General features: G+C 63.6%; 25 protein-coding genes. 18 read left to right on the top strand and 7 right to left on the bottom strand.

Annotated elements, in window-relative coordinates:
* The first annotated feature begins 10 nt into the window (after positions 1 to 10).
* Positions 11 to 1219: a KaiC domain-containing protein gene (locus tag HUTA_RS06780; protein ID WP_015789139.1), complete on the top strand. Its 1209-nt coding sequence runs from the start codon at positions 11 to 13 to the stop codon at positions 1217 to 1219.
* A gap of 7 nt (positions 1220 to 1226) precedes the next feature.
* Here HUTA_RS06780 and deoC read toward each other — a convergent pair whose 3' ends face one another.
* Entirely contained in the window at positions 1227 to 1868 is a 642-nt protein-coding gene (gene deoC / locus HUTA_RS06775) for a deoxyribose-phosphate aldolase (protein WP_015789138.1), read from the bottom strand.
* A 77-nt stretch (positions 1869 to 1945) separates the two neighbouring features.
* Here deoC and HUTA_RS06770 point away from each other — a divergent pair, with 77 nt between their 5' ends.
* From HUTA_RS06770 to HUTA_RS06755, 4 genes are all read left to right on the top strand, one after another.
* On the top strand, positions 1946 to 2140 hold the full coding sequence (locus HUTA_RS06770; protein ID WP_015789137.1) for a XapX domain-containing protein: 195 nt from the start codon (positions 1946 to 1948) through the stop codon (positions 2138 to 2140).
* 65 nt (positions 2141 to 2205) lie between these two features.
* Positions 2206 to 2607, top strand: a complete 402-nt coding sequence (gene cdd / locus HUTA_RS06765; protein ID WP_015789136.1) for a cytidine deaminase — start codon at positions 2206 to 2208, stop codon at positions 2605 to 2607.
* A gap of 96 nt (positions 2608 to 2703) precedes the next feature.
* Entirely contained in the window at positions 2704 to 3522 is an 819-nt protein-coding gene (locus tag HUTA_RS06760; RefSeq protein WP_049941430.1) for a nucleoside phosphorylase, read from the top strand.
* A 31-nt stretch (positions 3523 to 3553) separates the two neighbouring features.
* Entirely contained in the window at positions 3554 to 4912 is a 1359-nt protein-coding gene (locus tag HUTA_RS06755) for a phosphohexomutase domain-containing protein (RefSeq protein ID WP_049941227.1), read from the top strand.
* Between the two features lie 22 nt (positions 4913 to 4934).
* On the opposite strand, the gene HUTA_RS06750 is transcribed toward HUTA_RS06755, so the two are convergent.
* Positions 4935 to 5363, bottom strand: coding sequence for a universal stress protein (locus tag HUTA_RS06750; RefSeq protein ID WP_015789133.1), 429 nt, complete (start codon positions 5361 to 5363; stop codon positions 4935 to 4937).
* Between the two features lie 306 nt (positions 5364 to 5669).
* Here HUTA_RS06750 and HUTA_RS06745 point away from each other — a divergent pair, with 306 nt between their 5' ends.
* The 3 genes from HUTA_RS06745 to HUTA_RS06735 all read left to right on the top strand — a co-directional run bounded on the left by HUTA_RS06745 (position 5670) and on the right by HUTA_RS06735 (position 8032).
* Complete coding sequence (locus HUTA_RS06745; protein ID WP_049941226.1) at positions 5670 to 6257, top strand: hypothetical protein; 588 nt, start codon at positions 5670 to 5672, stop codon at positions 6255 to 6257.
* A 263-nt stretch (positions 6258 to 6520) separates the two neighbouring features.
* On the top strand, positions 6521 to 7171 hold the full coding sequence (locus HUTA_RS06740) for a twin-arginine translocation signal domain-containing protein (protein ID WP_015789131.1): 651 nt from the start codon (positions 6521 to 6523) through the stop codon (positions 7169 to 7171).
* A gap of 249 nt (positions 7172 to 7420) precedes the next feature.
* Positions 7421 to 8032, top strand: a complete 612-nt coding sequence (locus tag HUTA_RS06735; protein ID WP_015789130.1) for a twin-arginine translocation signal domain-containing protein — start codon at positions 7421 to 7423, stop codon at positions 8030 to 8032.
* A gap of 50 nt (positions 8033 to 8082) precedes the next feature.
* On the opposite strand, the gene HUTA_RS06730 is transcribed toward HUTA_RS06735, so the two are convergent.
* Positions 8083 to 9897, bottom strand: coding sequence for an ATP-binding protein (locus HUTA_RS06730; protein ID WP_015789129.1), 1815 nt, complete (start codon positions 9895 to 9897; stop codon positions 8083 to 8085).
* Positions 9898 to 10000: 103 nt separating this feature from the next.
* Between HUTA_RS06730 and HUTA_RS06725 the strand changes: the two genes are divergently transcribed.
* The 3 genes from HUTA_RS06725 to HUTA_RS06720 all read left to right on the top strand — a co-directional run bounded on the left by HUTA_RS06725 (position 10001) and on the right by HUTA_RS06720 (position 11547).
* Complete coding sequence (locus HUTA_RS06725) at positions 10001 to 10804, top strand: endonuclease/exonuclease/phosphatase family protein (RefSeq protein ID WP_049941225.1); 804 nt, start codon at positions 10001 to 10003, stop codon at positions 10802 to 10804.
* Positions 10805 to 10952: 148 nt separating this feature from the next.
* Positions 10953 to 11081, top strand: a complete 129-nt coding sequence (locus HUTA_RS15990) for a hypothetical protein (protein ID WP_015789127.1) — start codon at positions 10953 to 10955, stop codon at positions 11079 to 11081.
* A gap of 112 nt (positions 11082 to 11193) precedes the next feature.
* The gene (locus tag HUTA_RS06720; protein WP_015789126.1) at positions 11194 to 11547 is read left to right on the top strand and encodes a DUF7113 family protein; all 354 of its coding nucleotides are present in this window, start codon (positions 11194 to 11196) and stop codon (positions 11545 to 11547) included.
* Positions 11548 to 12078: 531 nt separating this feature from the next.
* Here the strand turns inward: HUTA_RS06720 and HUTA_RS06715 are convergent.
* On the bottom strand, positions 12079 to 14034 hold the full coding sequence (locus HUTA_RS06715; protein ID WP_015789125.1) for an ABC transporter ATP-binding protein: 1956 nt from the start codon (positions 14032 to 14034) through the stop codon (positions 12079 to 12081).
* Between the two features lie 94 nt (positions 14035 to 14128).
* On the opposite strand from HUTA_RS06715, the gene HUTA_RS06710 reads away from it, so the two are divergent.
* Both HUTA_RS06710 and HUTA_RS06705 read left to right on the top strand, forming a co-directional pair.
* Positions 14129 to 14806: a TetR/AcrR family transcriptional regulator gene (locus HUTA_RS06710; RefSeq protein ID WP_015789124.1), complete on the top strand. Its 678-nt coding sequence runs from the start codon at positions 14129 to 14131 to the stop codon at positions 14804 to 14806.
* A gap of 67 nt (positions 14807 to 14873) precedes the next feature.
* A complete protein-coding gene (locus tag HUTA_RS06705) occupies positions 14874 to 15644 on the top strand; it encodes a pyrroline-5-carboxylate reductase family protein (protein ID WP_015789123.1) in 771 nt (256 codons plus the stop codon).
* Between the two features lie 19 nt (positions 15645 to 15663).
* Here the strand turns inward: HUTA_RS06705 and HUTA_RS06700 are convergent, their stop codons facing one another.
* Positions 15664 to 15969 (bottom strand): hypothetical protein, encoded by a 306-nt coding sequence (locus HUTA_RS06700; RefSeq protein WP_049941223.1) that lies wholly within the window; start codon positions 15967 to 15969, stop codon positions 15664 to 15666.
* A gap of 270 nt (positions 15970 to 16239) precedes the next feature.
* Here HUTA_RS06700 and proB point away from each other — a divergent pair, with 270 nt between their 5' ends.
* On the top strand, positions 16240 to 17073 hold the full coding sequence (proB, locus tag HUTA_RS06695; protein WP_015789122.1) for a glutamate 5-kinase: 834 nt from the start codon (positions 16240 to 16242) through the stop codon (positions 17071 to 17073).
* Complete coding sequence (locus HUTA_RS06690; RefSeq protein WP_015789121.1) at positions 17066 to 18397, top strand: glutamate-5-semialdehyde dehydrogenase; 1332 nt, start codon at positions 17066 to 17068, stop codon at positions 18395 to 18397. The genes proB and HUTA_RS06690 overlap by 8 nt, the downstream gene beginning before the upstream one ends.
* 19 nt (positions 18398 to 18416) lie before the next feature.
* On the opposite strand, the gene HUTA_RS06685 is transcribed toward HUTA_RS06690, so the two are convergent.
* Positions 18417 to 20630 carry a glycoside hydrolase family 3 N-terminal domain-containing protein gene (locus HUTA_RS06685; RefSeq protein WP_015789120.1) on the bottom strand — a complete coding sequence of 738 codons (2214 nt, stop codon included), beginning with the start codon at positions 20628 to 20630 and terminating at the stop codon, positions 18417 to 18419.
* Between the two features lie 180 nt (positions 20631 to 20810).
* Here HUTA_RS06685 and HUTA_RS06680 point away from each other — a divergent pair, with 180 nt between their 5' ends.
* The 3 genes from HUTA_RS06680 to HUTA_RS06670 all read left to right on the top strand — a co-directional run bounded on the left by HUTA_RS06680 (position 20811) and on the right by HUTA_RS06670 (position 22277).
* On the top strand, positions 20811 to 21533 hold the full coding sequence (locus tag HUTA_RS06680) for a hypothetical protein (protein WP_049941429.1): 723 nt from the start codon (positions 20811 to 20813) through the stop codon (positions 21531 to 21533).
* Positions 21534 to 21648: 115 nt separating this feature from the next.
* Complete coding sequence (locus HUTA_RS06675; protein ID WP_015789118.1) at positions 21649 to 21870, top strand: DUF7557 family protein; 222 nt, start codon at positions 21649 to 21651, stop codon at positions 21868 to 21870.
* Entirely contained in the window at positions 21867 to 22277 is a 411-nt protein-coding gene (locus tag HUTA_RS06670; protein WP_015789117.1) for a type II toxin-antitoxin system VapC family toxin, read from the top strand. Before HUTA_RS06675 ends, HUTA_RS06670 begins: the two co-directional genes overlap by 4 nt.
* 176 nt (positions 22278 to 22453) lie before the next feature.
* Here HUTA_RS06670 and HUTA_RS15025 read toward each other — a convergent pair whose 3' ends face one another.
* Positions 22454 to 23089, bottom strand: coding sequence for a PH domain-containing protein (locus HUTA_RS15025; RefSeq protein ID WP_015789116.1), 636 nt, complete (start codon positions 23087 to 23089; stop codon positions 22454 to 22456).

The raw sequence follows: 23089 nt of genomic DNA, 5'->3' as shown, positions 1-23089 counted from the left end.
GAGCCTCTGAATGAGCGACGACGAATCAGACGAGGACTGGTTCGAACAGGCGATCAGCGGAGACCGTGACGTTGATGACGGTCTCCCCACGCGGACTGACGAGGACTCCCCGACTGAGGAAACGCCCGACGATTGGTTCGAGGGGGACGAGGAGCATTCCACCGAGGACGACCGGGACACTCCCGAGGCCCAAACGGTCGATCCATCCGACGAGACCGACGCTTTTGACCAGTCGACGACATCTTCGACGTCCGCGGAGGCTGAAGCCGAGACGGCCACACCGGGCGGAGAGTCGGAAACGGCCACACGGGACGGAGAAACCGGGACGGTCGCCCCAGATGGAGAACCGGAGACTGCCATCACGGAGGAAGCGCCGGACTTCGAGGCCGCGGACAGCGGCGGCTCGTTGTTCGACGAGGACTTCGGGAGTGCGCTGGAGTCCGCCGGCGGACCCGGTGGTGACGACGCAGGTGGCGGGTCCGATCCATCCGAAACCGAATTCGACGACGACTCCTTCGAATCTGAGATCCCGCGGATCGATCTCGGGATCGAGGGGCTCGACGAGATGATTCAGGGCGGCGTTCCCAGCCGCCACTTGATGGTTGTCATCGGGTCGCCGGGGACCGGCAAGACCACGTTCGGCCTCCAGTTTCTCCATCACGGACTCCAGCAGGGCGAGAACGCGGTGTTCATCACGCTCGAGCAGAGCCGCGAGAGCATCCTCGACACCGCCGACGAGCGCGGCTGGGAGTTCGACCGCTACGAGCGCGAGGATCGACTCGCGATCGTCGACCTCGATCCCGTCGAGATGGCAAACAGTTTAGAGAACATCCGGGGGGAGTTCCCCCAACTTGTCAGGGAGTTCGGTGCCGACCGACTGGTGCTCGACTCGGTGTCGCTGCTGGAGATGATGTACGATGACCAGGCCCGCCGCCGGACGGAGGTCTTTGACTTCACGCGCTCGCTGAAGGAGGCCGGTGTCACGACGATGTTCACCAGCGAGGCCAACGAGGACAACCCATACGCCTCCAGACACGGCATCATCGAGTACCTGACGGACGCCGTCTTCGTCCTCCAGTACGTCCGTGGGGACACCCAGGAGACCCGCCTGGCCGTCGAGATCCAGAAGATCCGCAACGCCAACCACTCGCGCGCCACGAAACCCTACGCGATCACCCTCGACGGCATCGACGTCTACCAGCAGGCCAGTATCTTTTAAGCCGCTTTCAGGCTTCCTGCGCTTCGAAATATTCTTCGGCGATCACGTCGCCGCTTGAGGCTCCGATTCGGTCAGCACCGGCGTCGAACATCGCTTTTGCGTCCGCCCAGGAACCGACGCCGCCGCTGGCTTTCACGGGTGCGTACTCGCTCATGAGTTCGACGTCAGGCACCGTGGCACCGCCGCCGCCGAAGCCCGTCGCTGTCTTCACGAAGTCAGCGCCCGCGTCGGCGACCAGTTGACTGGCGCGGTGCTTCTCCTCGTCGGTCAAAAGCGGCGTCTCGATGATGACTTTCACCGGCTTGCGGGTCGCAGCGACCACGGACTCGATGTCCTCGCGGACGGCGTCGTCTTCACCGGCCTTGAGGAGGCCGACGTTACAGACCATGTCGAGTTCGTCCGCGCCGGCCTCGACAGCGTCCTCGGCTTCCGCGACTTTCGCCGCCGTGGTGTGGTTGCCGTGCGGGAACCCGATTACGGTCGCTACTTCGACGTCAGGCGCGTACTCGCCGGCGAGTTCGAGATAACAGGGCGGGATGCACGCGCGCAGGCCGTATTCGCTGGCGTCGTCGAGGACAGCCTCGACGTCTGCCGGTGTCGTTTCCGGGCCGAGGACGGTGTGTTCGATCCGCGAAAGGATGTCGTCCATGCGAGGCCGTAGGTCGGTGATCGGATTAATCCCACCGGAGCCGAAACGGTTTCGACGACAGTGGCCGTGCGTCCGGTATGAACGTCCAGGTAATCGTCCTCGCAACGGTGACCGGCCTCGTGGCCGGTGTGATCTTTGGGTTCTTCGACGTCCCGATCCCCGCCCCGCCGAACGCCGCGGGGATCATGGGGATCGTCGGCATTTTCGTCGGGTATCGCGCCGTCGACCACCTCGGGGTCGGCGTCAACCTCCTGGATGCGCTGGGCCTCTGAGCGGTCGTGCGGAGTCGCGTCCGCCGCAGCCGTACACGTAAGTGCCTCGCCGACACAGGGGCCGTATGGACGAACGTGCACTCCTCGACGCCGCAACGGACGCCCTCGAGGACGCTTACGTCCCGTACTCCGAATACCCGGTCGGCGCCGCACTCGAGACGACCGCGGGGGAGGTCTACCGCGGGTTCAACGTCGAGGTCGTCAACTATTCCAACAGCCTCCACGCCGAGGAGGTCGCCCTTACCGGCGCGTTACGTGCCGGCGAGAGCGACTTCGAGCGGGTGGCGGTCGTCTCGGCCGAACACGACGGCCTCACTCCCTGTGGGATGTGTCGCCAGACGCTCGCGGAGTTCTGTGCCGACTCCTTCGAAATCCTCACGGAGGACGACGGCGAGATCACCCACTATACGTTGGGTGACCTCCTCCCCGCCGCGATGAAGCCCGGCAACCTACAGGACCGGTCATAGCTCTCCCGTGACCACCCGCCCGCGTGATCCGCCGTGTTCGTCCCCGTCGAGTGGACGGGAAGGGAACTAAATCGGTTCCGTGAAAACACCACGTACATGCCCGGAGACAGTGAGGACCCCAACGAAGACGAACAGTATCACCTCGCCGTGACACCCGAGGATGTCGCTGACATCGTCTTGCTCCCCGGCAACCCCGAGCGTATCGAGAAGATCACCCGCTTCTGGGACGAGAGTGAGGAGAAGGCCCACCACCGGGAGTACCGGACCGTCTCCGGCACCTACGACGGGACGCCCATCTCGGTGACGTCGACCGGGATCGGCGGGCCCGGCGCGGCTATCGCGGTCGAGGAACTCGCCCGGGCAGGTTCTGACACGTTCATCCGGGTCGGCTCGTGTGGGTCGATCCGCGAGGGGGTCTCGGTCGGCGACCTCGTGATCACGACCGGCGCGGTCCGCCAGGAGGGCACCAGCAAGGAGTACGTCCGGGAGGACTACCCCGCGACCGCCGACCACGAGGTCGTCTCCGCGCTCACGGCCGCGGCCGAGCGTCTGGACTACGAGTATCACCTCGGAACCACGATGAGCGCCGACAGCTTCTACTCCGGGCAGGGTCGTCCCGGGTTCGAGGGCTTCGAGGCCCCCGGGAGCGACACACTCGTCGAGGACCTTCAGGAGGTCAACGTCACCAACATCGAGATGGAGGCGAGCGCCATCCTGACGATCGCCAACGTCTACGGCCTGCGGGCCGGCGCGGTCTGTGCCGTCTATGCCAACCGCGTGACCGGCGAGTTCCGGACCGAGAGCGATCAGCGCGCCAGCGAGGTCGCTTCCCTCGCCACGAAGCTCCTCGCGCGCATGGACGAAGTGAAGGCCGAGGCCGGGGTCGACCACTGGCATCCGGGCCTGGAACTGTAGGGTATTTCGGACACGAGCCAAACCTATGACCATGGATCTATTCGGGACGACGGGAATCAGAGGGCCGGTCGCGACAAAAGTCACCCCCGAACTCGCGCTGTCGGTCGGCCGCGCGGCCGGCCAGTACGGCGCGGAGTTCGTGATCGCTCGCGACGGCCGGGAGACCGGGGTCGCTATCGCCGCCGCACTCGAAGCGGGACTCGAAAGCGCCGGCGCGGACGTCGTCCGAGCCGGGATGTTGCCGACCCCGGCGCTCGGGTTTGCCTCCTACGGCCGTCACGGCGTGATGATCACCGCCAGCCACAACCCCTCGCCCGACAACGGTATCAAGTTCTTCGTCGACGGCGAGGAGTACACGACCGCCGACGAGGAACGCATCGAGGAACGGGTCGCGAACGACGCCCAGCCGGCCACCTGGGACGAGTGGGGCCGACAGCGGAGCGAGGAACCACTCGACGCCTATCTGGACGCCGTGGTCGAATATGCCCGCGAGCACGGTAACCCACTCGACGGCATGACGATCGCGGTCGACGCCGGCAACGGCGTCGCCGCGCTGGGCACGCCCGAAGTCCTCCGGCGACTCGGTGCGAGCGTCCACACGCTGCACGCCAACGTCACCGGCCACTTCCCCGGCCGGCCGAGTAAACCCACGCCGGAGAATATCACCGATCTAACCCAGTACGTTCGCGAGCGCGACGCCGTCGATCTGGGTATCGCCCACGACGGCGACGCCGACCGAATCGTCGTCGTCGACGAAGACGGCATGATCGTCCACGAGGACACGATCCTGGCCGTGCTCTCGTCGTACTTCGTTGAGCAGGCCGACGTGGACGACCCGGTCGTCGTGACCACGCCGAACGTCTCCGGTCGCGTCGACGAGGCGGTCCGGACGGCCGGCGGTCGTGTCGAACGCACCGCACTTGGACTGCTCCACGAGGGCATCGCCGACGTCCTCGAAGCCGGCGACGACGAGACGACGATCGCCTTCGCGGGTGAACCCTGGAAGTGCATCCACCCCGACCTGGGGATCTGGACTGACGGCATCGCGAGCGCCGGCGTCCTGACGCGACTCATCGCCGCCGACGGACTCGATTCGCTGCTCGAACCCGTCACCGAGCGCCCGCTGGAGAAAAAGCCGGTCGACTGCCCGGAGGGGGCAAAGGCCGACGCGATGGAGCGCCTGGCGACCGCGCTGCCCGAGCAGTTCCCGGACGGGACGGTCTCGCTGGAATACGGCGTCCGGATCGAACTCCCCGACGGGTCGTGGTTCCTCGTCCGGCCGAGCGGCACGGAACCGTACATCCGGGTCTACGCCGAGAGCGACGACGCGACGGCGCTGCTCGAAGAGGTCCGCGAGACCGTCAAAGAAGCCGTCGACGCTGTCGCCTGATAGCGACAACAGCCGCGACGGGTCACCGGACGACCGTGATCGGGACGGGCGAGCGCCGGACGACGGTCTCGGCGACGCTGCCGAGCAGGATGCGTGTGACGCCCGAACGGCCGTGGCTCCCCATCACGATCTGATCGACGTCGTGCTCTTCGGCGTGCTGGACGATCGTATGCGTCGGCTTGCCGACCTTGATGAACTCCTCGAAGCGGCCGTCGAAGTCGCCAGCGCCGGATTCGATCTCGCTGAAGAGGCTTTTGGCTTGCTCCTTCTGGCGGCTGTACCACTCCTCGGAGAACGTCGGCATCGACGCCTGGACGCTGTAGCCCGCATCGGCCGGGTTGATGACGTGCAGCAACTGTAACTCCGCGTCGGGGAACTCCGCGATGGCGAACTCGATCGCCGCCTTCGACTGGTCGCTGCCGTCGACCGGCACCAGAATGCGCTTTCCCATGCTTACTGTTACCACACATGTGGACTTGAGTCTTCTCCTGTCTTCGGTTCCACTGGATCTACCGGTCAGTACCGAGACGCTCGATTCAAAATTTTTAACTTATCTACGTATCATCTAATCCGTATGAGCAATATGGGAAATACGTACCGGTCACTCCTCGATAGACTCCGTCAACCGGCGTATACGGGCCCAAACCGCTGTAGTCGGTGTACCGCAGTTAACACCGTTCTGGCAGTAGCTGTTGCCAGTGCGCTGGCCACCATCTCCCTCCCCGTTGGGGCTTTCGCGTTTCTGGTCAGTATTGCGATGATATACTTCCGCGGGTATCTCATTCCCGGAACGCCCACGCTGACCAAGCGATACTTTCCGGACTCGCTTTTGGCACTCTTCGGGAAAGCTGGTGTTGATGGTGTCTCCGTTCTCACGGAACTGGATGTCGTTGAAGAGAAACCTGGTGAGAACGATCTGTCGCTAACCGATACGGTCCGCGATGAGTTCCAGTCGGAGTTCGATTCCCTGACCGATACCACGGAGAAAGAACGGCTTCGGAACGTGTTCCAGGTCGACTCGATCGAGATCGACGAGGCACCCGGGGCGTGTATCGTCCTCGGCGATGGCGAGCCACTCCTCCGTCGGGAATCACGCCTGGCGCTCCAGGTTGAGCTAGCCGCACTCCCTATTTTGGAGCGCCGGGCCGATAATTTTCACGCTGAAGATGTCTCAGAGCAGTTTGCTATCCTGGCTTCGTTCCGTTCGTTCGTCGAGCATTGCCCGGCGTGTGAGACTCCGATATCAGTGACTCAGGAGTCGGTCGAGTCCTGTTGTTCGACGGCGACCGTGACGGTGCTCGGCTGTGAGGAGTGTCAGACGGATATTCTCGAAGTCGCATCGTAGACACGAACGAAGCTGTCTGGCAACTCTCCCACCGACCACGCCGTTTCGATTCGTCGTACCTCTCCGTCTCGGACCGTAGGGCCGTCGATGCACCCCTTATGTAGCGCTCCCACTGCGTGATCGGAAACTGTGGGGTGGAGCGCTCATTTCGACGGCTCATGTTGAAATCACACCACCACCCTCCCCATTTTGATTTTTAGATAGCAATTCTATTAATGTAATTAGATATATTTAAGTGAAAGTGGTAAATATGTCAGTTTGCAATGTCAGCCGATTCCGACAATTCGGTGAGTCGTACAGAGATCGCAAAGGATGCGAGTGCGTCAGCACACGAAACGGTGGCCGGCCAATCCGATCGTCGTGGGTTCCTGAAGGGTGTGGCTGCGGCGGCCGCCGCAACGCTCGGGCTGGGGAGCATCGCTGGCAGCGTCAGTGCCTCCCGCAGCTGGGGCCAGGCGTACAAGGTCGCCAAACAGCACGAAAGTACAGCCACCGTCACTGGGGTACTGCAGAACCAGGACGAACTGGTGGCTGACATTGCGGAGGAGACGGGTCTTTCCGAAAATGAGGTCACCGATCTCGATAGTGCAGTGGTGTCTGCTGCGTCAATGGAAAGTGCCGACGGTCACGTGGCGGCGGTAACCGCAAAAAAGGATATCGGTGACGAGTCGCTCTTGATCCAGACTCATCCCGAAGAAAACGAGGCTTTTGCGCTGATCCAGTCGGCTGACGGGGAATCCGAGTTAGTGGAGACTTCTGACGTAGACATAATCGGTCCTGGCTGCGAATTGGATTGTGATGACTGTCGGTGTCGCGAAGCAACTGTTTGTAATTGTAGTCATAGATCGACCTGTTGCCATGAGGGAATAAAGTGTAAATGCTATGACGGCTGCTGGGTTGATTGGCTCTGCTAAACAAAGCCGCTGCAGGCTCCGCTGAGGGAACTGCATCCCTCCAACGCAATCGACAGAACCACTCCGACAACTTTTCACGCCAAGTCGGTTTCTCCGACGTGATTGGCAAGCTTGGCTTCCGGACCATAGCCATTTGCGCCCCCAATCCAAGGGTCAGATATTGACGCTGCTAATATTGATGGTGCTATACCCATCTCACAATTGAAATTGAAAATATTTAAATGAAAGTTGCATATATTCCTAGTTGTAATGTCCGAAGATTCTGACAGTTCAGTGCGTCGTACAGAGATCGCAAAGGATGCGAGTGCGTCAGCACACGAAACGGTGGCCGGCCAATCCGATCGTCGCGGATTCCTGAAAGGGGTGGCCACAGCGGCCGCCGCAACGCTCGGCTTGAGTGGTATTGCTGGCAGTGTCAGTGCCTCTCGCAGGTGGGACAAGGCGTACAAGATCGCCAAGCGGCACGAGGATGCAGCAACCGTCAGTGAGGTACTGCAGAACCAGGACGGACTGGTGGCTGACATCGCGGAGAAGACTGGCCTTTCCGAGGACGAAGTCAGCAATCTTGCTGATACAGAGGTGTTCGCCGCGCCAGTGGCGGGGACCGATGGACAGGTTGCGGCGGTCACCGCGCGGAAGGATCTTGGTGAGAAGACGCTCTCGATCCAGGCCCATCCCGAAGAAGAGAAGGCCTTCGCGGTGGTTCACTCCGCCGACGGGGAGACTGAGACAATTGCGAATGGAGTTGGGGGTCCCTGTGGAGCATATTGCTATGACTGTGCGTGTCAGAAGGTGACTGTGTGTCCCGGTTATCTTTCGTGTCATACGAAGTGGGTGTGTGAGTGTCAGGATAGCATCTGATAACTCGTACTGGTACACACAATCGGTTCCCGGTAGTCGTTTGGCCGCTCTCAGTCACGCCCGTGTCTCGTCACACACTCCGGGAGGCCGATCAGTTCGACGGGCTCGGAGTTGTCCGGCGAGTAGACGACCAGCTGGCCCTGCTCCATGTAGGGCACTTTCGCCTCTAGATGGCTCGGAATATTCACCGCCGAGATGGCGTCCTCGTCGCCGAGATTCAGGACGACCGTCGTATTGATCTGCTTGAAGACGGGGTCGGCGATGTCCTGGGGGTCCTGGGTGATGAGAAAGAGGCCGAGTCGCTCCTTGCGGCCCTGCTTGGCGGCGTCGGTGAACTTCCCGATGACCTTTCGGGCCTGGACGCTGTCGGCGTCGGTCAGGAAGTTGTGGGCCTCGTCCATGCCGACGACCAGCGGCGTCTCCCCGATGCGCTCGTAGGTCGGGTCGTTCGAGAGTTTCTCGTCGACGAGCAGCGACGACAGCGCGAGCACGACCGTCTCAGTCGCTCGCGAGTCGTTGACGTGGTACGTCGGGACGACGGTCAGCCCGCCCGGACGGACGAACTCGTGGACGAGGTCCGTGATCGGGCGGGCGTCCTGATCGAAGACGTTGCCAAAGCCCAGCGCCCGACGCTTGACGGCGTCGTAGGTCGCTTCATGGACCCGGCCGGTCTCGTCGAGTTCTTCCTTCAGCGCGGGATCGTCGAGGAAGGATGTGAACTGATCGTAGGTGCCCTCGCGGCCGTACTGCTTTTTGAACCGCTTGAGGAGGACGCTCACCAGCGCGTTGTACTGGTTGTCGTTGAGGCCGCTGCCGGCGATCAGCCACGGGTTGTCGTAGACCAGCGAGAACGGGATGGTGAAGGCGACCTGCTCGGCGCGATGGTGCTCGGCGGAGTACGTCGCGCCGCCGACCTCGGGGACGAACGCGACGGTGTCCTCGTGACCACCGCAGGCGATGCCCTCGCGTTCACACCGCCGCCGAAAGTCCGCCGAGAGATCGCCGTCGTCGTGCATCTGGGCGTACTCGTCCTGGGGGTCGAACTGGACGACGGCGGGGCTAACCGTGCGGTCGCTGCCGGTCTCGACGGGGTAGGACCGCTCCTCGGCGAGGAACTGCCGGAGGACGTTCTTCGCGAGATGAGTCTTCCCGGAACCCGTCCCGCCGGCGACGAGCGTGTGCCGGAAGACCAGCGGGTCGCCGGCGTCGTAAGCGTCCTTCAGCCGGTAGTCGATGGTGGGGGGCTGGGCCGCCGTCCGGACCTTTTCGCCCCCGACCGAGAGGTGACCGAGGAAGACACCGTCCTCGGGGATCTTCAGCCCGGTCTTGATCGCCGACCGCTCGTCGGCGTGGCTGACGGGCGTCTCGGGCTTGGGGACGCGGTCGGTCATCCGGCGCTGGAGCTCGCCATCATCATTATACAAGATGGCGACCGGCTCCAGCGTCGCCATGAACTTGAAGTCCTGTTCGTCGATACCTTCGGCGCGCATCGCCCGGCGGGCGTGGATCTCGGTCGCGTCGTCGGCCCGGAACTCCCGGACGTACTCCAGGGCGGTGATCCGACAGAAGAGACGCTCCTCGGTCGTGCTGTCGGGATACGGCGCGAGGAGATAGGTGCCGATCCGAACGTCGGCGCGGTTGCCGACGGTGACGTACGCTCGCAGTCGGGTGTCCTCGCCGTCCTCGCTGATGGTCAGGCCCTCCGCCGCCGAGAGGACGCCGATGCCGCGCTCCTCGCCGGTCGGCGTGGTTTCGACCGGCTCGAAGTCGTCGGTCGACGCTCGTTCGGGGGCGTCACTCCCCTCGGACGCCTGCTCGCCGGCGTCGTCGTTATCGAACTCCGTGAAATCCCCGAGGTCGGACATATCCGTCCAGTGTGGGCCGACGGACAAACCGGTTTCCCCCGAGCATCGGCCCGTATGAGTTCGACCCCAAACGTCCTTACCCTGGCATCCGAAGCCACTCCCGATGACCGCGTGGCCTCGCGCCATGACGTACAACGTCCGCTACGACAACCCCGAGGACGGCGAGCACCGCTGGGCGAACCGTCGCGAGGCTGTTTCGAGCACGATCCGGTTTCACGCGCCCGATGTCGTCGGCCTTCAGGAACCACTCGATCACCAACTCGCAGACGTCGCCGATCGCCTCCCCAGTTTCGAGTGGATCGGTAGTGGCCGCGTCGACGGCGAATCGGAAGGTGAACACACCCCGATCGGCTACCGGACCGACCGGATCGAATACGTCGATGGCGACACCTTCTGGCTCTCGGAGGCCCCTGAGGAGCCTGGATCTGTCGGCTGGGACGCCCGCTATCCCCGAATCGTGACCTGGGCGCGCCTGCGTGACCGCCGGACCGACGCCACCCTGCTGTTCGCGAACACGCACTTCTCGCACGACGGCCCGCGGGCCCGCCGGAAGAGCGCCCATCTCTTGCTCGACCGACTCGCTGACCTGCGGGATGACGAGCCCGTGGTTCTCACGGGCGATTTCAACTGCGTGGCGGGCGAAGAGCCCTACGAGATTCTGACCGGCGAGGACAGCCCGCTCGCCCTCAGTGGCGAACAAGAACGATCGGCCGAACCCGCTCACGGCCCGCCGACATCCGTGACGGACTTCGAGAATCTGGTGCCGAATCGCAAGATCGACCACGTCTTCACGACGCCCGACGTGACTGTCGGCACTCACGGCGTCTGCAGCGACGTCTACGACGACGGCCGGTTCCCCTCCGATCATCTGCCGGTGCTGGTCGAACTCGGTCCGGGTGAGGGGTAGCGGGTCGAATCCCATCACGCTGTGACGCTCTGGAGATCGCGGCGTTCGTATCGGGGTCGCCACCAGCAGACCGAGGAGCGGGGTTCAGCCGTGGGCGGCTGTCAATGGCGGGACTCAGTATTATCCGCGTTGAACCAGTAGTATCGGTATGACCGAGTACGTGGCTGTCTGCCAGGACTGTGAGTGGGAACGACCGATGCCCAAGCGCGAGATGGCCGAACATGCAAAGCGCGTTCACGAGGACGAGCAGGGTCACCTCGTGTTCCTCGAGCACTGACGAGCGCGGTACCCGATCGCGCTGAACGACAGAGACTGCCTTTCTGCGACAGTGTCGTTTCTCCATCCTCGCCGGCCGACTCGTTTTTACTCGCTGATCACCTACGATCGGTATGCGACTCATCCGTGGACGGGCCGGCGGGACGGCGCTGACGGGGACGCTGTACGAACCTGGCGAGGAGTCCCCGAGCTACGAGGGCGCGCCCGACGCCGACGCGCCGTTCGTCTGGGTGTGTGATGCCTTCTACGCGGTCGAGAGCGGCGGAACCGTCCAGCATGTCGACGGCAAGGACATCAATGTCGCTTTCGAGTCGCCCGCCCCCCGCGGGTTCGCGGATCGAGACCGCGCCATCGCGGCCGCCGAGGAGCACGTCCGGACCCAGTTCGGCCGTCTCGGTCTCGCGGAATCGGCGGTCGAGATCGAACACGAGACGGTCGTCTCCGAGCACTCGACGGCTGACCAGTAGCCGGTCAGAACGGATTTCGGAAAGCACTCCGCTTAGATCTGTCTACGCGCCCATATTCATCAGGATCAACACCAGTATCGAAAAAGCGGTAGAAAGCCCTCACCCGTTCGCGGCCGCTGCCTGACATATCTTCGCTCGCTCTGCTCGCTCAGATAGGGGTCATGCAGCGACGCGCGAAGCGGATTCGCCCTTTCATTCCACCAGGCATTCGGTTGTATAGCTGTCTATGCACGATATTCGCCTGGCGGATCGAAAAGATGAGGGCCGGTCGTGTGAATCTCAGCAGGGCGGTCGGCGGTGCCGACCGCCTATAACGTGGGCGGCGATTGCCGCCCACGCAGGCCCTATCCGAGCGAGCAGAGCGAGCGAGGATATCCTGCTGAGCGTGCGCGAGCCGCGAGGCCGGTTCACCGGTCTCGATTGGGCGTGCCGGCTTGCCGGCACGCAGCCGAGGGCTTTCACCGATACATACCAAACCAATAGTGCGGCTTCGATTCGCCCGAACTCGAACATCTAAACAAGCACTCCGTCTCAGTCGTCATCGCCGGTCCCCGCCCGTTCGCGCTCGGCCGTGCGCTCGATGAACTCCTCGGGGAGGGCCTCCATCTCGCCGACCTGGACACTCCAGAGGTTGGCATAGAGCCCATCGGCGGCGAGGAGGTCCTCGTGTGTCCCGCGCTCGACGACCCGCCCCTCGTCCATCACGAGGATGGTGTCGGCGTCCCGGACCGTCGAGAGGCGGTGAGCGATGGCGAAGGTCGTTCGGTCGGCCGTCAGCGTCTCCAGGGAGCGCTGGATCAGGACCTCGGTCTCGTTGTCGACGTGGGAGGTCGCCTCGTCGAGAATCAGGATCTCCGGATCTTCGAGGATCGCTCTCGCGATGGCGACACGCTGGCGCTGCCCGCCCGAGAGTTTCACGCCGCGTTCGCCGACCATCGTGTCGATTTCCTCCGGTAATTCGGTGACGAACTCCATCGCGCCGGCCATCGAGAGCGCCTCGCGGATTTCGTCGTCGCCGGCGTCGATGCCGTAGGCGACGTTCTCGGCGACGGTCCCGTGGAAGAGATACGGCTCCTGGCTGACGTAGCCGACGTGCTCGCGGAGGCTCGCGAGGGAGACGTCCCTGACGTCGTGGCCGTCGACGCGGATCTCGCCCTCCTCGGGATCGTAGAGCCGCACCAGGAGTTTGAGCAGGGTGGTCTTGCCCGCGCCGGTCGGGCCGACGAGGCCCACGAAGTCGCCGGCCTCGGCGCTGAAACTCACGTCGTCGACCGAGGCCTCGTCGGCTTCCGGGTACTGGAACGTCACGTCCGCGTAGGAGACGCGACCGTCGACGCCGCCCAGGTCGACCGCGTCGTCGGGATCGTCGACGGTGCCCGGGTACTCCATGAGGCCGACGATCCGTTCCGCGGCCGCGAAGGCGTAGCGGTAGTTGTTGACGACGTTGCCGAACTGGCGCATCGGCCAGAGGAACCGCCTGGCGTACAGCAACATCGGTGTGAGTACGCCAAGTGTCATCCCGCCCGTGAACCCGACGGTCGTCCCGGCGAGTGACACGGATGGCGGCCCGAACAGCAGCCAGTACCCGCCGACGAGGAACGTGAACATGTATCCCAGCCCGGTGATGATCCGTAGTGTCGGGAAAAACTTGATTCGGGTCGTAATTGCGTCCCAGTTGGCGTCGAGGTACTCCTCGGAGGCCTCCTCGACACGGTCGCGCTCGAAGGACTCCCGGCCGTAGGACTTCACGACCTCGATGCCGCCGATGTTGTTCTCGAGCCGGGAGTTGAGCGCCCCGACCGACCGCCGGACGCGGCCGTACTTGGGGCCGATCCGCTGGACGAAGAGGTAACTCGCGACGGCGAGCACCGGCACCGACAGCAGCGCGACGATGGCGAGTTGCCAGTTGAGCCAGACCATCACGCTCGCGACGCCGACCACGAGCACGGAGATCCGGATGCCGGCGTTGAGATCGTTCGTGAGAAAACTCTCGAGCTGGTTGACGTCGTTGTTGAGGATCGACATGACCTCGCCGGTCTGTTTGTCGTCGAAAAAGCCCATGCGCATCCGCTGGACGACGTCGTAGGTGTCGACCCGGACCTCGTGTTGGAGGTGCTGGGCGAAGCGGTTCCAGGCCCAGCCGTTGACCCAGTTCAGCCCGGCGCTGAGCAGATAAACCGCCCCGACCAGGCCGACGGCGAACCAGAACTGCCCCGGCTCGTCCGCCGGGATGACCGACTGCGGGACGAGCGGCAGCGTGAAATCCTGGCCCCCGACGAACAGCGCGTCGATGGCGACCCCGAGCACCAGCGCCGGAATGAGTTCGAGAAACCGTGCGACGACGCTCGCCACCCCACCGAGGACGAACTCCGGAATGTATCCCCGGCCGTAGTTCCCGAGGAGCCGCCACATCGGGCGGTCGACACCCTCACGGAGGTGTTCGAAGGTGTCCGCGTCGTCGTTGCCGCCCGAAAAGCCCCAGGACATGGCCCCCGCTAACGTACCACCGCACAAAAACCTGACTGTCGCGTCAGTCAGGATTTTCCGAAGTTTTTACCGGGTGCCTCCCGACCGGAGAAACATGGGCACGGAGGGCGACGCCGGCAACAGCGCTTCGGAGGGTGACACTGGGTCCGGCACTGCGACGGACGCCGCTGGCGACACCCACGAGGCGATCATGGGTGCGACCTATCGCGCGCTGTGTGAGCATGGCTACGCCGACCTCACGATGCAGGACATCGCCGACGAGTTCGACAAGAGCCGGTCGCTGTTGCACTATCACTACGACACGAAGGAGGACCTGCTGCTCGCGTTCGTCGACCAGATGGTGGGGTGGATCGGGGATCGATTGGCCGAGACGGAGACCGACGAGCCACTCCCCAGGCTGGCGGAGTACGTCGATCGGTTCGTGATCGAGCCGGACGAGTCCGATCGGCAGACGTTCGCCGTCGCAATCGCTGAGCTACGCGTCCAGGCCGTCCACCACCCCCAGTTCCGCGAGAAACTGCAGGCACACTACGAACGCAACGTCGAAACCGTCGCCGACATCCTCGCCGACGGGATCGAGGCAGGCGTCTTCCGGGACGTCGATCCCGAGCGCGTGGGCGAAGCCATCTACACCGCGATGGTCGGGGCGCGAACCTACCAGGTCACCCTCGGTGCCGCGGACGCCACTCGGCGGATGCGAGACGCCATCGCCGAGTTCGTCATCCGGGAGCTGCTCGTCGCGGACCGGGACGTGCCCGAGTACGTCGGGTGAACCGCTGGTCTTCACCGGAGCGAATCGCAGTTGGTAAATCCGCCACCGTCCGAGAGCCACCCAGAGAATGGTTCACGTTAGCGTTATCGGCTGTGGACACATGGGCGGGGCGCTCGTCCGTGGGTTGTCCGCCGCCAACCACCGGGTGACGGCCTGTGACGTCGACGAATCGGCACTCGAAGACCTATCGGGCGTCGCCGACGGGACGACGACCGACCTCGAAGCGGCAGCCTCAGCGCCGATCGTCGTGCTGGCGGTCGGCCCCGATATCGCCGGCGAAGTGCTCGCGGGTCTCGGTCTCGACCCCGACCAGACGGTCGTCTCGGTCGCCGCGGGCGTCTCGACGTCGGTCCTCGAATCGACGACCGACGCCGCCGTCGTCCGGATGATGCCGAACCTCGCCGCCGAGTACGGCGAGATGGCCGCCGCGGTGACGCCCGAACCCACGGGCGATGTCGCCGCAGTCCTCGCAGACCTGGGGACCGTTGTCACGATCGAGGAGGACCAGATGGACCTTGCGACGGCGATCAACGGCAGTGGGCCGGCGTTCGTCTTCTACCTGATCGGCGCGATGCAGCAGGCTGGCATTGAGGGCGGCCTTGACTCGGATGACGCTGCGGCACTTGCCGCCCAGACGTTCAAAGGCGCGGCCGAGATCGCCCTGCAGAGCGACGAGAGCGTCGATGAACTGATCGACGCCGTGGCGACGGAAGGCGGGACGACGATCGAGGGCATGGAGGTGCTGTGGGACAGCGACGTTGAGGACGTCCTCGGCGAAGCTGTGACGGCCGCCGAAGAACGGTCGGCAGAGATCACCGCAGAAGTCGGCGAGGAGTGAGTACGATGCCTTCAGGGATTCACTGACTTTCAACACTACCCACCAATTTTCTCACTGTCCACGCGATGTAGACAACTGCCGCTATGACGACTGATCCGGCGATGAATAGTAGATTGGCTGTCCAAGCAGCGATCGCAATCAAACTCCAGAGGGCTATGAGCAACCCTGTCTCCTCGGGTTTTTCGTGTCGCCATGTGGAATATGACGTCGTCAAACCAGAGACGACAGCAATTCCGAATATTGGCTGCTGAATCATCAAGAGGGTCCACCCCAGAATTCCCGCAGAGAGCCCAATGACAACTCCATTTGATACTCCATCGTCCATATTATATATCCGTTCTTTCATTCTATTAATTTCTGTGGTACATCTACACGAGAGCGGTAAACGATACCCAACGCTGGAGGGTGTTGTAGCCTACTGACTGGCAACTCGTTGCGAACCGTAGTAGGTTTGTCCGTCGCCCATTTCTCCCATTACAATGAGATCCGGTACTCCCATCGGTCGCCACCGTACGCGGACATCCAACACACGGGATGGCACTGACCACTGCAACCATCGAGCGTCCTTCCGTGGAGATCACCAGCGAGGTCGACGATGAGTGACGCCATCGACCCCGAAGAGATCGAGCGGACGCGCGAACTCGCCGCCGACGCCGAGCGGGTCGTCGTCAAGGCGGGGACGAACTCCCTGACGGACGCCGAGTCGAACCTCGACGACGCGAAACTCGACAAGCTCGTCGACGACGTGGCCGACCTGCTCGATCACGGCAAGGAGGTCCTGCTGGTCTCTTCGGCGGCGATCGGGGCCGGCCGGGGACGCGTCGACGCAGAGACCGACACCGTCGAAGCGTCCCAGGCGCTGTCGACCGTCGGCCAGAGCCATCTGATGCGCCGGTATACCGAGAGCTTCGAGCGCTACGATCGGAAGGTCGCCCAGATTCTGGTCACGCAGGCCGACCTGGACGATCCCGAGCGGTTCACCAACTTCCACAACACTGTCGAGACGCTGCTGGATTGGGGGATCGTCCCGATCGTCAACGAGAACGACGCCGTCGCGATCGCGGAGATCCAGATCGGCGACAACGACATGCTCTCCTCGTCGATCGCGGTCGGGATCGAGGCCGACCTGCTGGTGACGCTGACCGATGTCGACGGCGTCTACACCGGCAACCCGAAGGACGATCCCGACGCGACCAAGATCGAGGCCGTCGGGAGCAACTACGGGGCCGTCCAGGAGATCGTCGCCCAGAGCACGACCGAGGAATTCGGCGGGATCACGACGAAGGTCGAGGGCGCGCGAACGGCCAACGAGCACGGGATCCCGGCGGTGATCGCGGGCTCGGCCGAACCGGACGTGCTTGCCCGCATCGCCGCCGGCGAATCGGTGGGCACAATATTCTTGCCTGTCAACGGAGCATACGATGACTGATACGGACACTGAATCCAAGGTCGAGGCCGCCGAAGCTGCGGCGCTCGAACTGGCCAACGTCAGCGACGCCGATCGTCGCGCCGCCCTGGAAGCGATCGCAACGGCCATCGACGATCACCGCGAGGAAGTCATCGCGGTCAATGATGAGGACGTCGAGGCCGGCGAGGAGTTGCTCGAAGCCGGCGAATACACCCAGGCGCTGGTCGACCGGCTGAAGCTGGACGACGCCAAGATGGACTCGATCGTCGAGATGGTCGAGAGCGTCGCGGCGATGGACGACCCGCTCGGCGAGACCCTCGAAGCGCGCCACCTCGACGACGACCTGGATCTCTACAAGGTCGCGGTCCCCATCGGCGTGATCGGGACGGTCTTCGAGTCTCGGCCCGACGCCTTAGTCCAGATCGCCGCCCTCGCCCTCAAATCGGGCAACGCGGTCATCCTCAAGGGCGGCAGCGAGGCCAGCGAGTCCAACCGTGAACTCTTCGAGATCATCCGCGAGGCTGCCCAGGACGTCGAGGCCATCCCCGAGGGCTGGGTCCAGTTGATCGAGGCCCGGGAGGCCGTCGACACCGTCCTAGAAATGGACGAATACATCGACCTGCTGATGCCTCGCGGCTCCTCGGCGTTTGTCAGCTACGTCCAGGAAAACACGCAGATTCCCGTGCTGGGCCACACCGAGGGCGTCTGTCACGTCTACGTCGACAGCGAGGCCGACCTCGACGAAGCGGTCGAGGTGGCTTACGACGCGAAGGTGCAGTACACCGCTGTCTGTAACGCCGTCGAGACGCTGCTGGTCCACGATGACGTCGCCGAGGAGTTCCTGCCCACCATGGCCGACCGCTACGCCGAGGCCGATGTCGAACTGCGTGGCGACGACCGGACGCGGGAGATTCTCGCTGATTCGGGCCTGGACGTGCTCGAGGCGACTGAGGAAGACTGGCGTACCGAATACGGCGACCTGATCCTCTCGATCAAGGTCGTCGACTCGCTGGTGGACGCCATCGATCACGTCAACACGAACGGCTCGAAGCACACCGAGTCGATCCTGACCGAGGACGACGCCAAGGCCCGGAAATTCATGACGGGTGTCGACGCCGCCAGCGTCTTCCACAACGCCTCGACCCGGTTCGCCGACGGCTATCGCTACGGCCTGGGCGCGGAGGTCGGCATCTCGACGGGCAAGATCCACGCCCGCGGGCCCGTCGGCCTAGAGGGGCTGACGACCTACAAGTACTACCTCGAAGGCGACGGCCACCTGGTCGCCTCCTACGCTGGCGAGGACGCCATCCCCTTCTCTCACGAGGATTTCGACGGCGAGTGGTAACTGACCCGGCCCTCTCTCTTCACTCGACTGTAAACGCTGCTTCCATGCCCGCGACTGTGACGTGGTAGGTGTCGCCCTCGAGGACGTGGCCCTCCCCTGGTTTGTAGAAGCCGAAGTGCTCGACGGGAACCCCGATCTCGACGGTCCTCGCTTCGCCGGGATCGAGTGCGACGCGATCGTAGCCGACCAGTTCCCGGTCGGGACGTACTCGGGAGGGCGTCTCCTGGCGACCGTAGACCTGGATCACGTCCTCGCCCGGCCGCGAGCCGACGTTCTCGACGGTCATCGCGACGGAGACCGTCCCGTCAGGTCCGACGGCTGTCTCGGTGAGTTCTAGATCGCGACGTTCGAATGTCGTATAGCTCAACCCGTGGCCGAACGGATACAGCGGGTCGTAGGAATCGGGGTGTTCGGCTTTGCCGAGCGTGAGTGGATGGCGGGCGTGATCGTGCAGTTGTGGAAGATCGCCGTGCGACCGGGCGATCGAGATCGGGAGTCGCCCGCCGGGATCGCGATCGCCGAACAGCGTCTCCGCGACGGCCTGGCCGCCCTCTGACCCTGGGAAGTATGCCATCAGCAGCGCGTCGGCGTGCTCTGCCAGCCAGTCGACGATCAGCGGCCGGCCGGTCAGCAGGACGCCAACGACCGGCGTCCCGGTCGCGTGGATTGCCTCGGCCAGCCGTCGCTGGGCGGGCGGGAGCCGCAACTCCGAGCGCGTCGGCCACTCGCCGGTGTCGGTTCCGAGCATGTCTTGGGGGCCGAACTCGTGGATGTACCAGCCTTCGCCGAGTCCCAGGACGGCGACGTCCGCCCGACTGGCTTTTTCCACGGCGGCGTCGATATCGCGTTCCTCGATGAGCGTCGCCCCCTGCTCGAACAGTACCTCGCCGGCCGCCCGCTCCTCGATGGCCTCCCGGACGGTATCGCCGGCCAGCCCTGCTTCCTCGTGGTGGCTCCACCCGCCGACCTGGTGAACGAGATTGTCGGCGTTCGGCCCGCCGACGAAGACCGTCTCGTCGCCAGAGAGCGGGAGGATCCCGTCGTTTTCGAGCAGCGTCATCGACTGGCTGGCGGTCTCTCGGGCGAGTTCACGGTGCTCGTCGCAGCCAAGCGTCGAGACCGCGTCTTCGACGTCGATGAAGGGTTCCTCGAACAGCCCCAGCTCGAATTTTACCCGGAGGACTCGTCGGACGCTGTCGTCGAGAATCGCCTCGTCGAGTTGCCCGTCTTCGACGAGTTCGACGAGTTCCTCGACGTGGACCGTGTGGTCGACTGACCCCACGTCCAGGCCAGCCTCGCGTGTGCGACGGACGGACTCGCGCCAGTCGGCGGTCACGCCGTGGGACTCGTGGAGTTGCTTGATGCCGCTCCAGTCGGCGACGACGTGACCGTCGAAGTCCAGTTCGTCCCGGAGACGGTCCGTCAGCAGTTGAATTGACGCGTGGGCTGGCTCGCCGTTCGTCGCGCTGTAGGCCGGCATCACCGACTCGACGCCCGCGTCGATCGCGGCCTCGAACGGCGGCAGGAAGGTGTTCCCCAGGACGTACTCGGAGACTTCGACCGGTGCGCCGTCCTGGCCACGCTCGGGATCGCTGTAGGCGGGGAAGTGCTTGGCCGTCGCGACGACCGACTCGGGATCGTCGATTCCTTCTCCCTGGAGGCCCCACACCTTCGCCGCGGCGAAGTCGGCGGCGAGTCGCGGACTCTCGCCGTGGGTCTCCTGGACGCGCCCCCAGCGTGGCTCCCGCGCGACGTCACAGGTCGGCGAGTAATTCTGGTGTGCGCCGGTCGCGCGAACCTCACGCGCCGTCGCGGCTGCGGAGCGTTCGATCAGCTTCGGATCCCAGGTCGCTGCCGCGCCGAGGCCGTTCGGGAACACGGTCGCGTCCTCGACGTAGGCGTGACCGTGGACGGCATCGACGGTGAACAGCACCGGGATGCTGAGCCGTGTCTCCTCCATCGCCGTCTCCTGGAGGGTGTTGACAGCCTCAACGATCTCGCGGGGAGTCGAAACCGCCGCCCCTGCCCACCCGAAGGCGGCGACGCTTCCGAAGCCGTGCTCGGCGACTGTGTCTCTCACCACCGGGATATCATGTGTTTCGCCACGCTCACCGGCCCAGGTGCCGACCACCTGGCCTGCCTTCTCTTCGAGTGTCATCCGCGAAAGCAGGTCTTCGACGCGGTGTTCCGTCGGCTGATCGGGCCGGCGATAGAGCGGGTCGTCCTGGGTCATTGCCTCCCAGAAGACGCGTCGCCACGGGGCAAAAAGATTGGTTCGTGGCGTCGAACCGCGATTCGGAAGGCGTCCTGCCCGTCGAGAACCGGCCGCCCTTGCAGGGAGACGTACCATTAACATCAGGTCGCTGGATCGCCGTCCCGTATGGCAACGACGGTACGGGGGACCATCGCGGGCATGGCACAACGAGCGAATCCGGCGTTTGCGGTCGCAGTGGTCGCGATTCCGCTTGCGGCGCTGGGCTACGCGCTCACGGTCGCATCGATTCAGGGCCACACCTACGTTCACGTGATGGCGGGCGTCCTCTGGACGGGCATCGACGTGTTCATCGGGGCCGTCCTGGGGCCGGTGATCGGCGGCCTCGACGACGAGGAGAGCGCCGCGGTGTTCCAGCGACTCACACCCAAAACCGCCTTTCTCTTGCCCTCACTGGCGACGGTGACGATCGCCTCGGGGATCGCACTCGCCCTCGAACTGGGCTACCTGGCCGACGGCGAGGGGTGGCTCGCGCTGTTCACGGCCGCCAACGCCGTCCCGATCCTCCTGTTGCTCGGGTGGCGACTCGACGCCTGGCGGGACTGGCGCTGGCAACTGCCCTTCGGCGTCGCGACGGTCGGCTCGCTGGCCTGGGTCGCGTTGACGCTCGATGCCCTGCCGGCGATCGAGCCCGCGATCGCGGTCGCGCTGGCGATCGTCACGATCCTCTCGGTCCAGGGTTTCGGCTTCCTGATGCCCGGCGAGTTGCGGATCTACCGGGAGATGACGTCGGCGAATCCCGACTCCGGCGTCATCGCCGCCATCGGCAAGCAGAACGCGATGCTCGGGGGCGTCCAGGGTGCCTTCCAGCTTCTGTTGATCCTCGACATGGTCTACCTGCGATACGGCGGCTTCCCGTTCTGACCTGCTGACGGTGGCCCGGTACACTCGTTGGGACAAACGGTTCGTCGATCCGTTTGATCTGTGACGTTCTCGGACCGGCGTAACACCTATTCACTCTCGTACACACCGTATACACATGAGTACGATTCGCGTTTCCGAGGAGGTCAAGGAACGCCTGCGTGCCCTGAAGCGCGACGAGGAGTCCTTCGACGAGCTACTGGATCGGTTGAGCCGCCGGGAGAAAGACATCGAGGAGATGGCCGGCAGTCTCGCCTTCCTCGACGAGGACGGGACATTGGAAGCGGAGATGCGGGCGGCCCACGACGAACTGAACGAGTCGCTGTCCCGCCGGCGATGATCGTTCTCGATCGTGACGTCCTCGCGAAGATCGCCGGCCGTGATCCGAACGAGGCGATCCTGTCACACCTCGGGCAGTACCGCAGAGAGGAGTGGACGATCCCCGCCGTCGTCGCCTGGGAGTCCTACAAGGCCGGGTCGGGCCGGACGGAGATGCTCAGGACCCAGCGCGTCCTCGACGAGCAGTTCGATCGCGTGCTGGATTTCACCGACGATTGTGCCCTCGAAGCCGCGTATCTCGACGAACAGCTTCGCGCACAGGGGATCCGGCTGGATCCCGCCGATCTGCTCAATCTCGCGACCGCCCACGCTGCGGGTGGCACGTTCGTCACGCACAATGCCACGGACTTCGACAAGCCACCGCTGTACGATCTCGTCGACCTCGACGTGGTGATGGCGGACTCTTGATCCGGAGATAGAACTCGCGGCTTCAACCCATCACGACGTGGTTCTTGCCATCCCCGAAGGCGAGGACGGGGTTGTCGTCAACGTCTCTGCCGTCGACCGTAACAGGAGCCCATTCATTTTCTTATCAATATTGTATATATAAGAAAATATTCTTAATTTGAATTAAGGTCCTTTCATCATATCAATTCCCGAATCTCATTTGCGAATGCCGTGGGTGAGTATACGTTTCGTATAACCACTTCGAGGGTGCCGCCACCGCCAGATGCGACACGCACGTTTCCTAAACCCACGAGTGTTTCCCAAATTGATTTCCGCTCTTCGACCCCCCGGACTTTGCTGAACGGCAGCTCTTGTCTGACGAGTGATATGAATCGATACTCTTTGATGATCCGTTGATTGGTTACGTAATATGTAGTTAACGTATTTGTCCAGTATGCATGCAATCCAGTTGTGAACCAGTATAATCCTAAAACAAGTGATCCTGTCGGATAGATGTATGGCTTGAACGTGAATACTAGTAGGTAGACCGCTACTGCGAGGGCAGCTAAACCAATTGCTGTCTTTGCAGCAGCAGCCCGTTGGGCGGGGTTCCTTGTTTCAATGATTTCTTCGTTTTCCCTCATTAGCGGCGGTTCAGGTGCAGCAACAAGTTGGATATACAACCCGAGACAGACTACAAATCCTCCAAAAAGGGCAAACGGTAGCCCTGCTTCCGGTGGAACATTCGACTCAACAGTATGCATGTATCCGCCTACTCCCACAAGCGGTATTCCGGCCGCACTACTCCAGATCGCTGGAAGTCCACGGGCCAT

Source organism: Halorhabdus utahensis DSM 12940, from assembly GCF_000023945.1.
Taxonomy (GTDB): domain Archaea; phylum Halobacteriota; class Halobacteria; order Halobacteriales; family Haloarculaceae; genus Halorhabdus; species Halorhabdus utahensis.
This window is presented reverse-complemented; position numbering and strand designations above follow the sequence as displayed.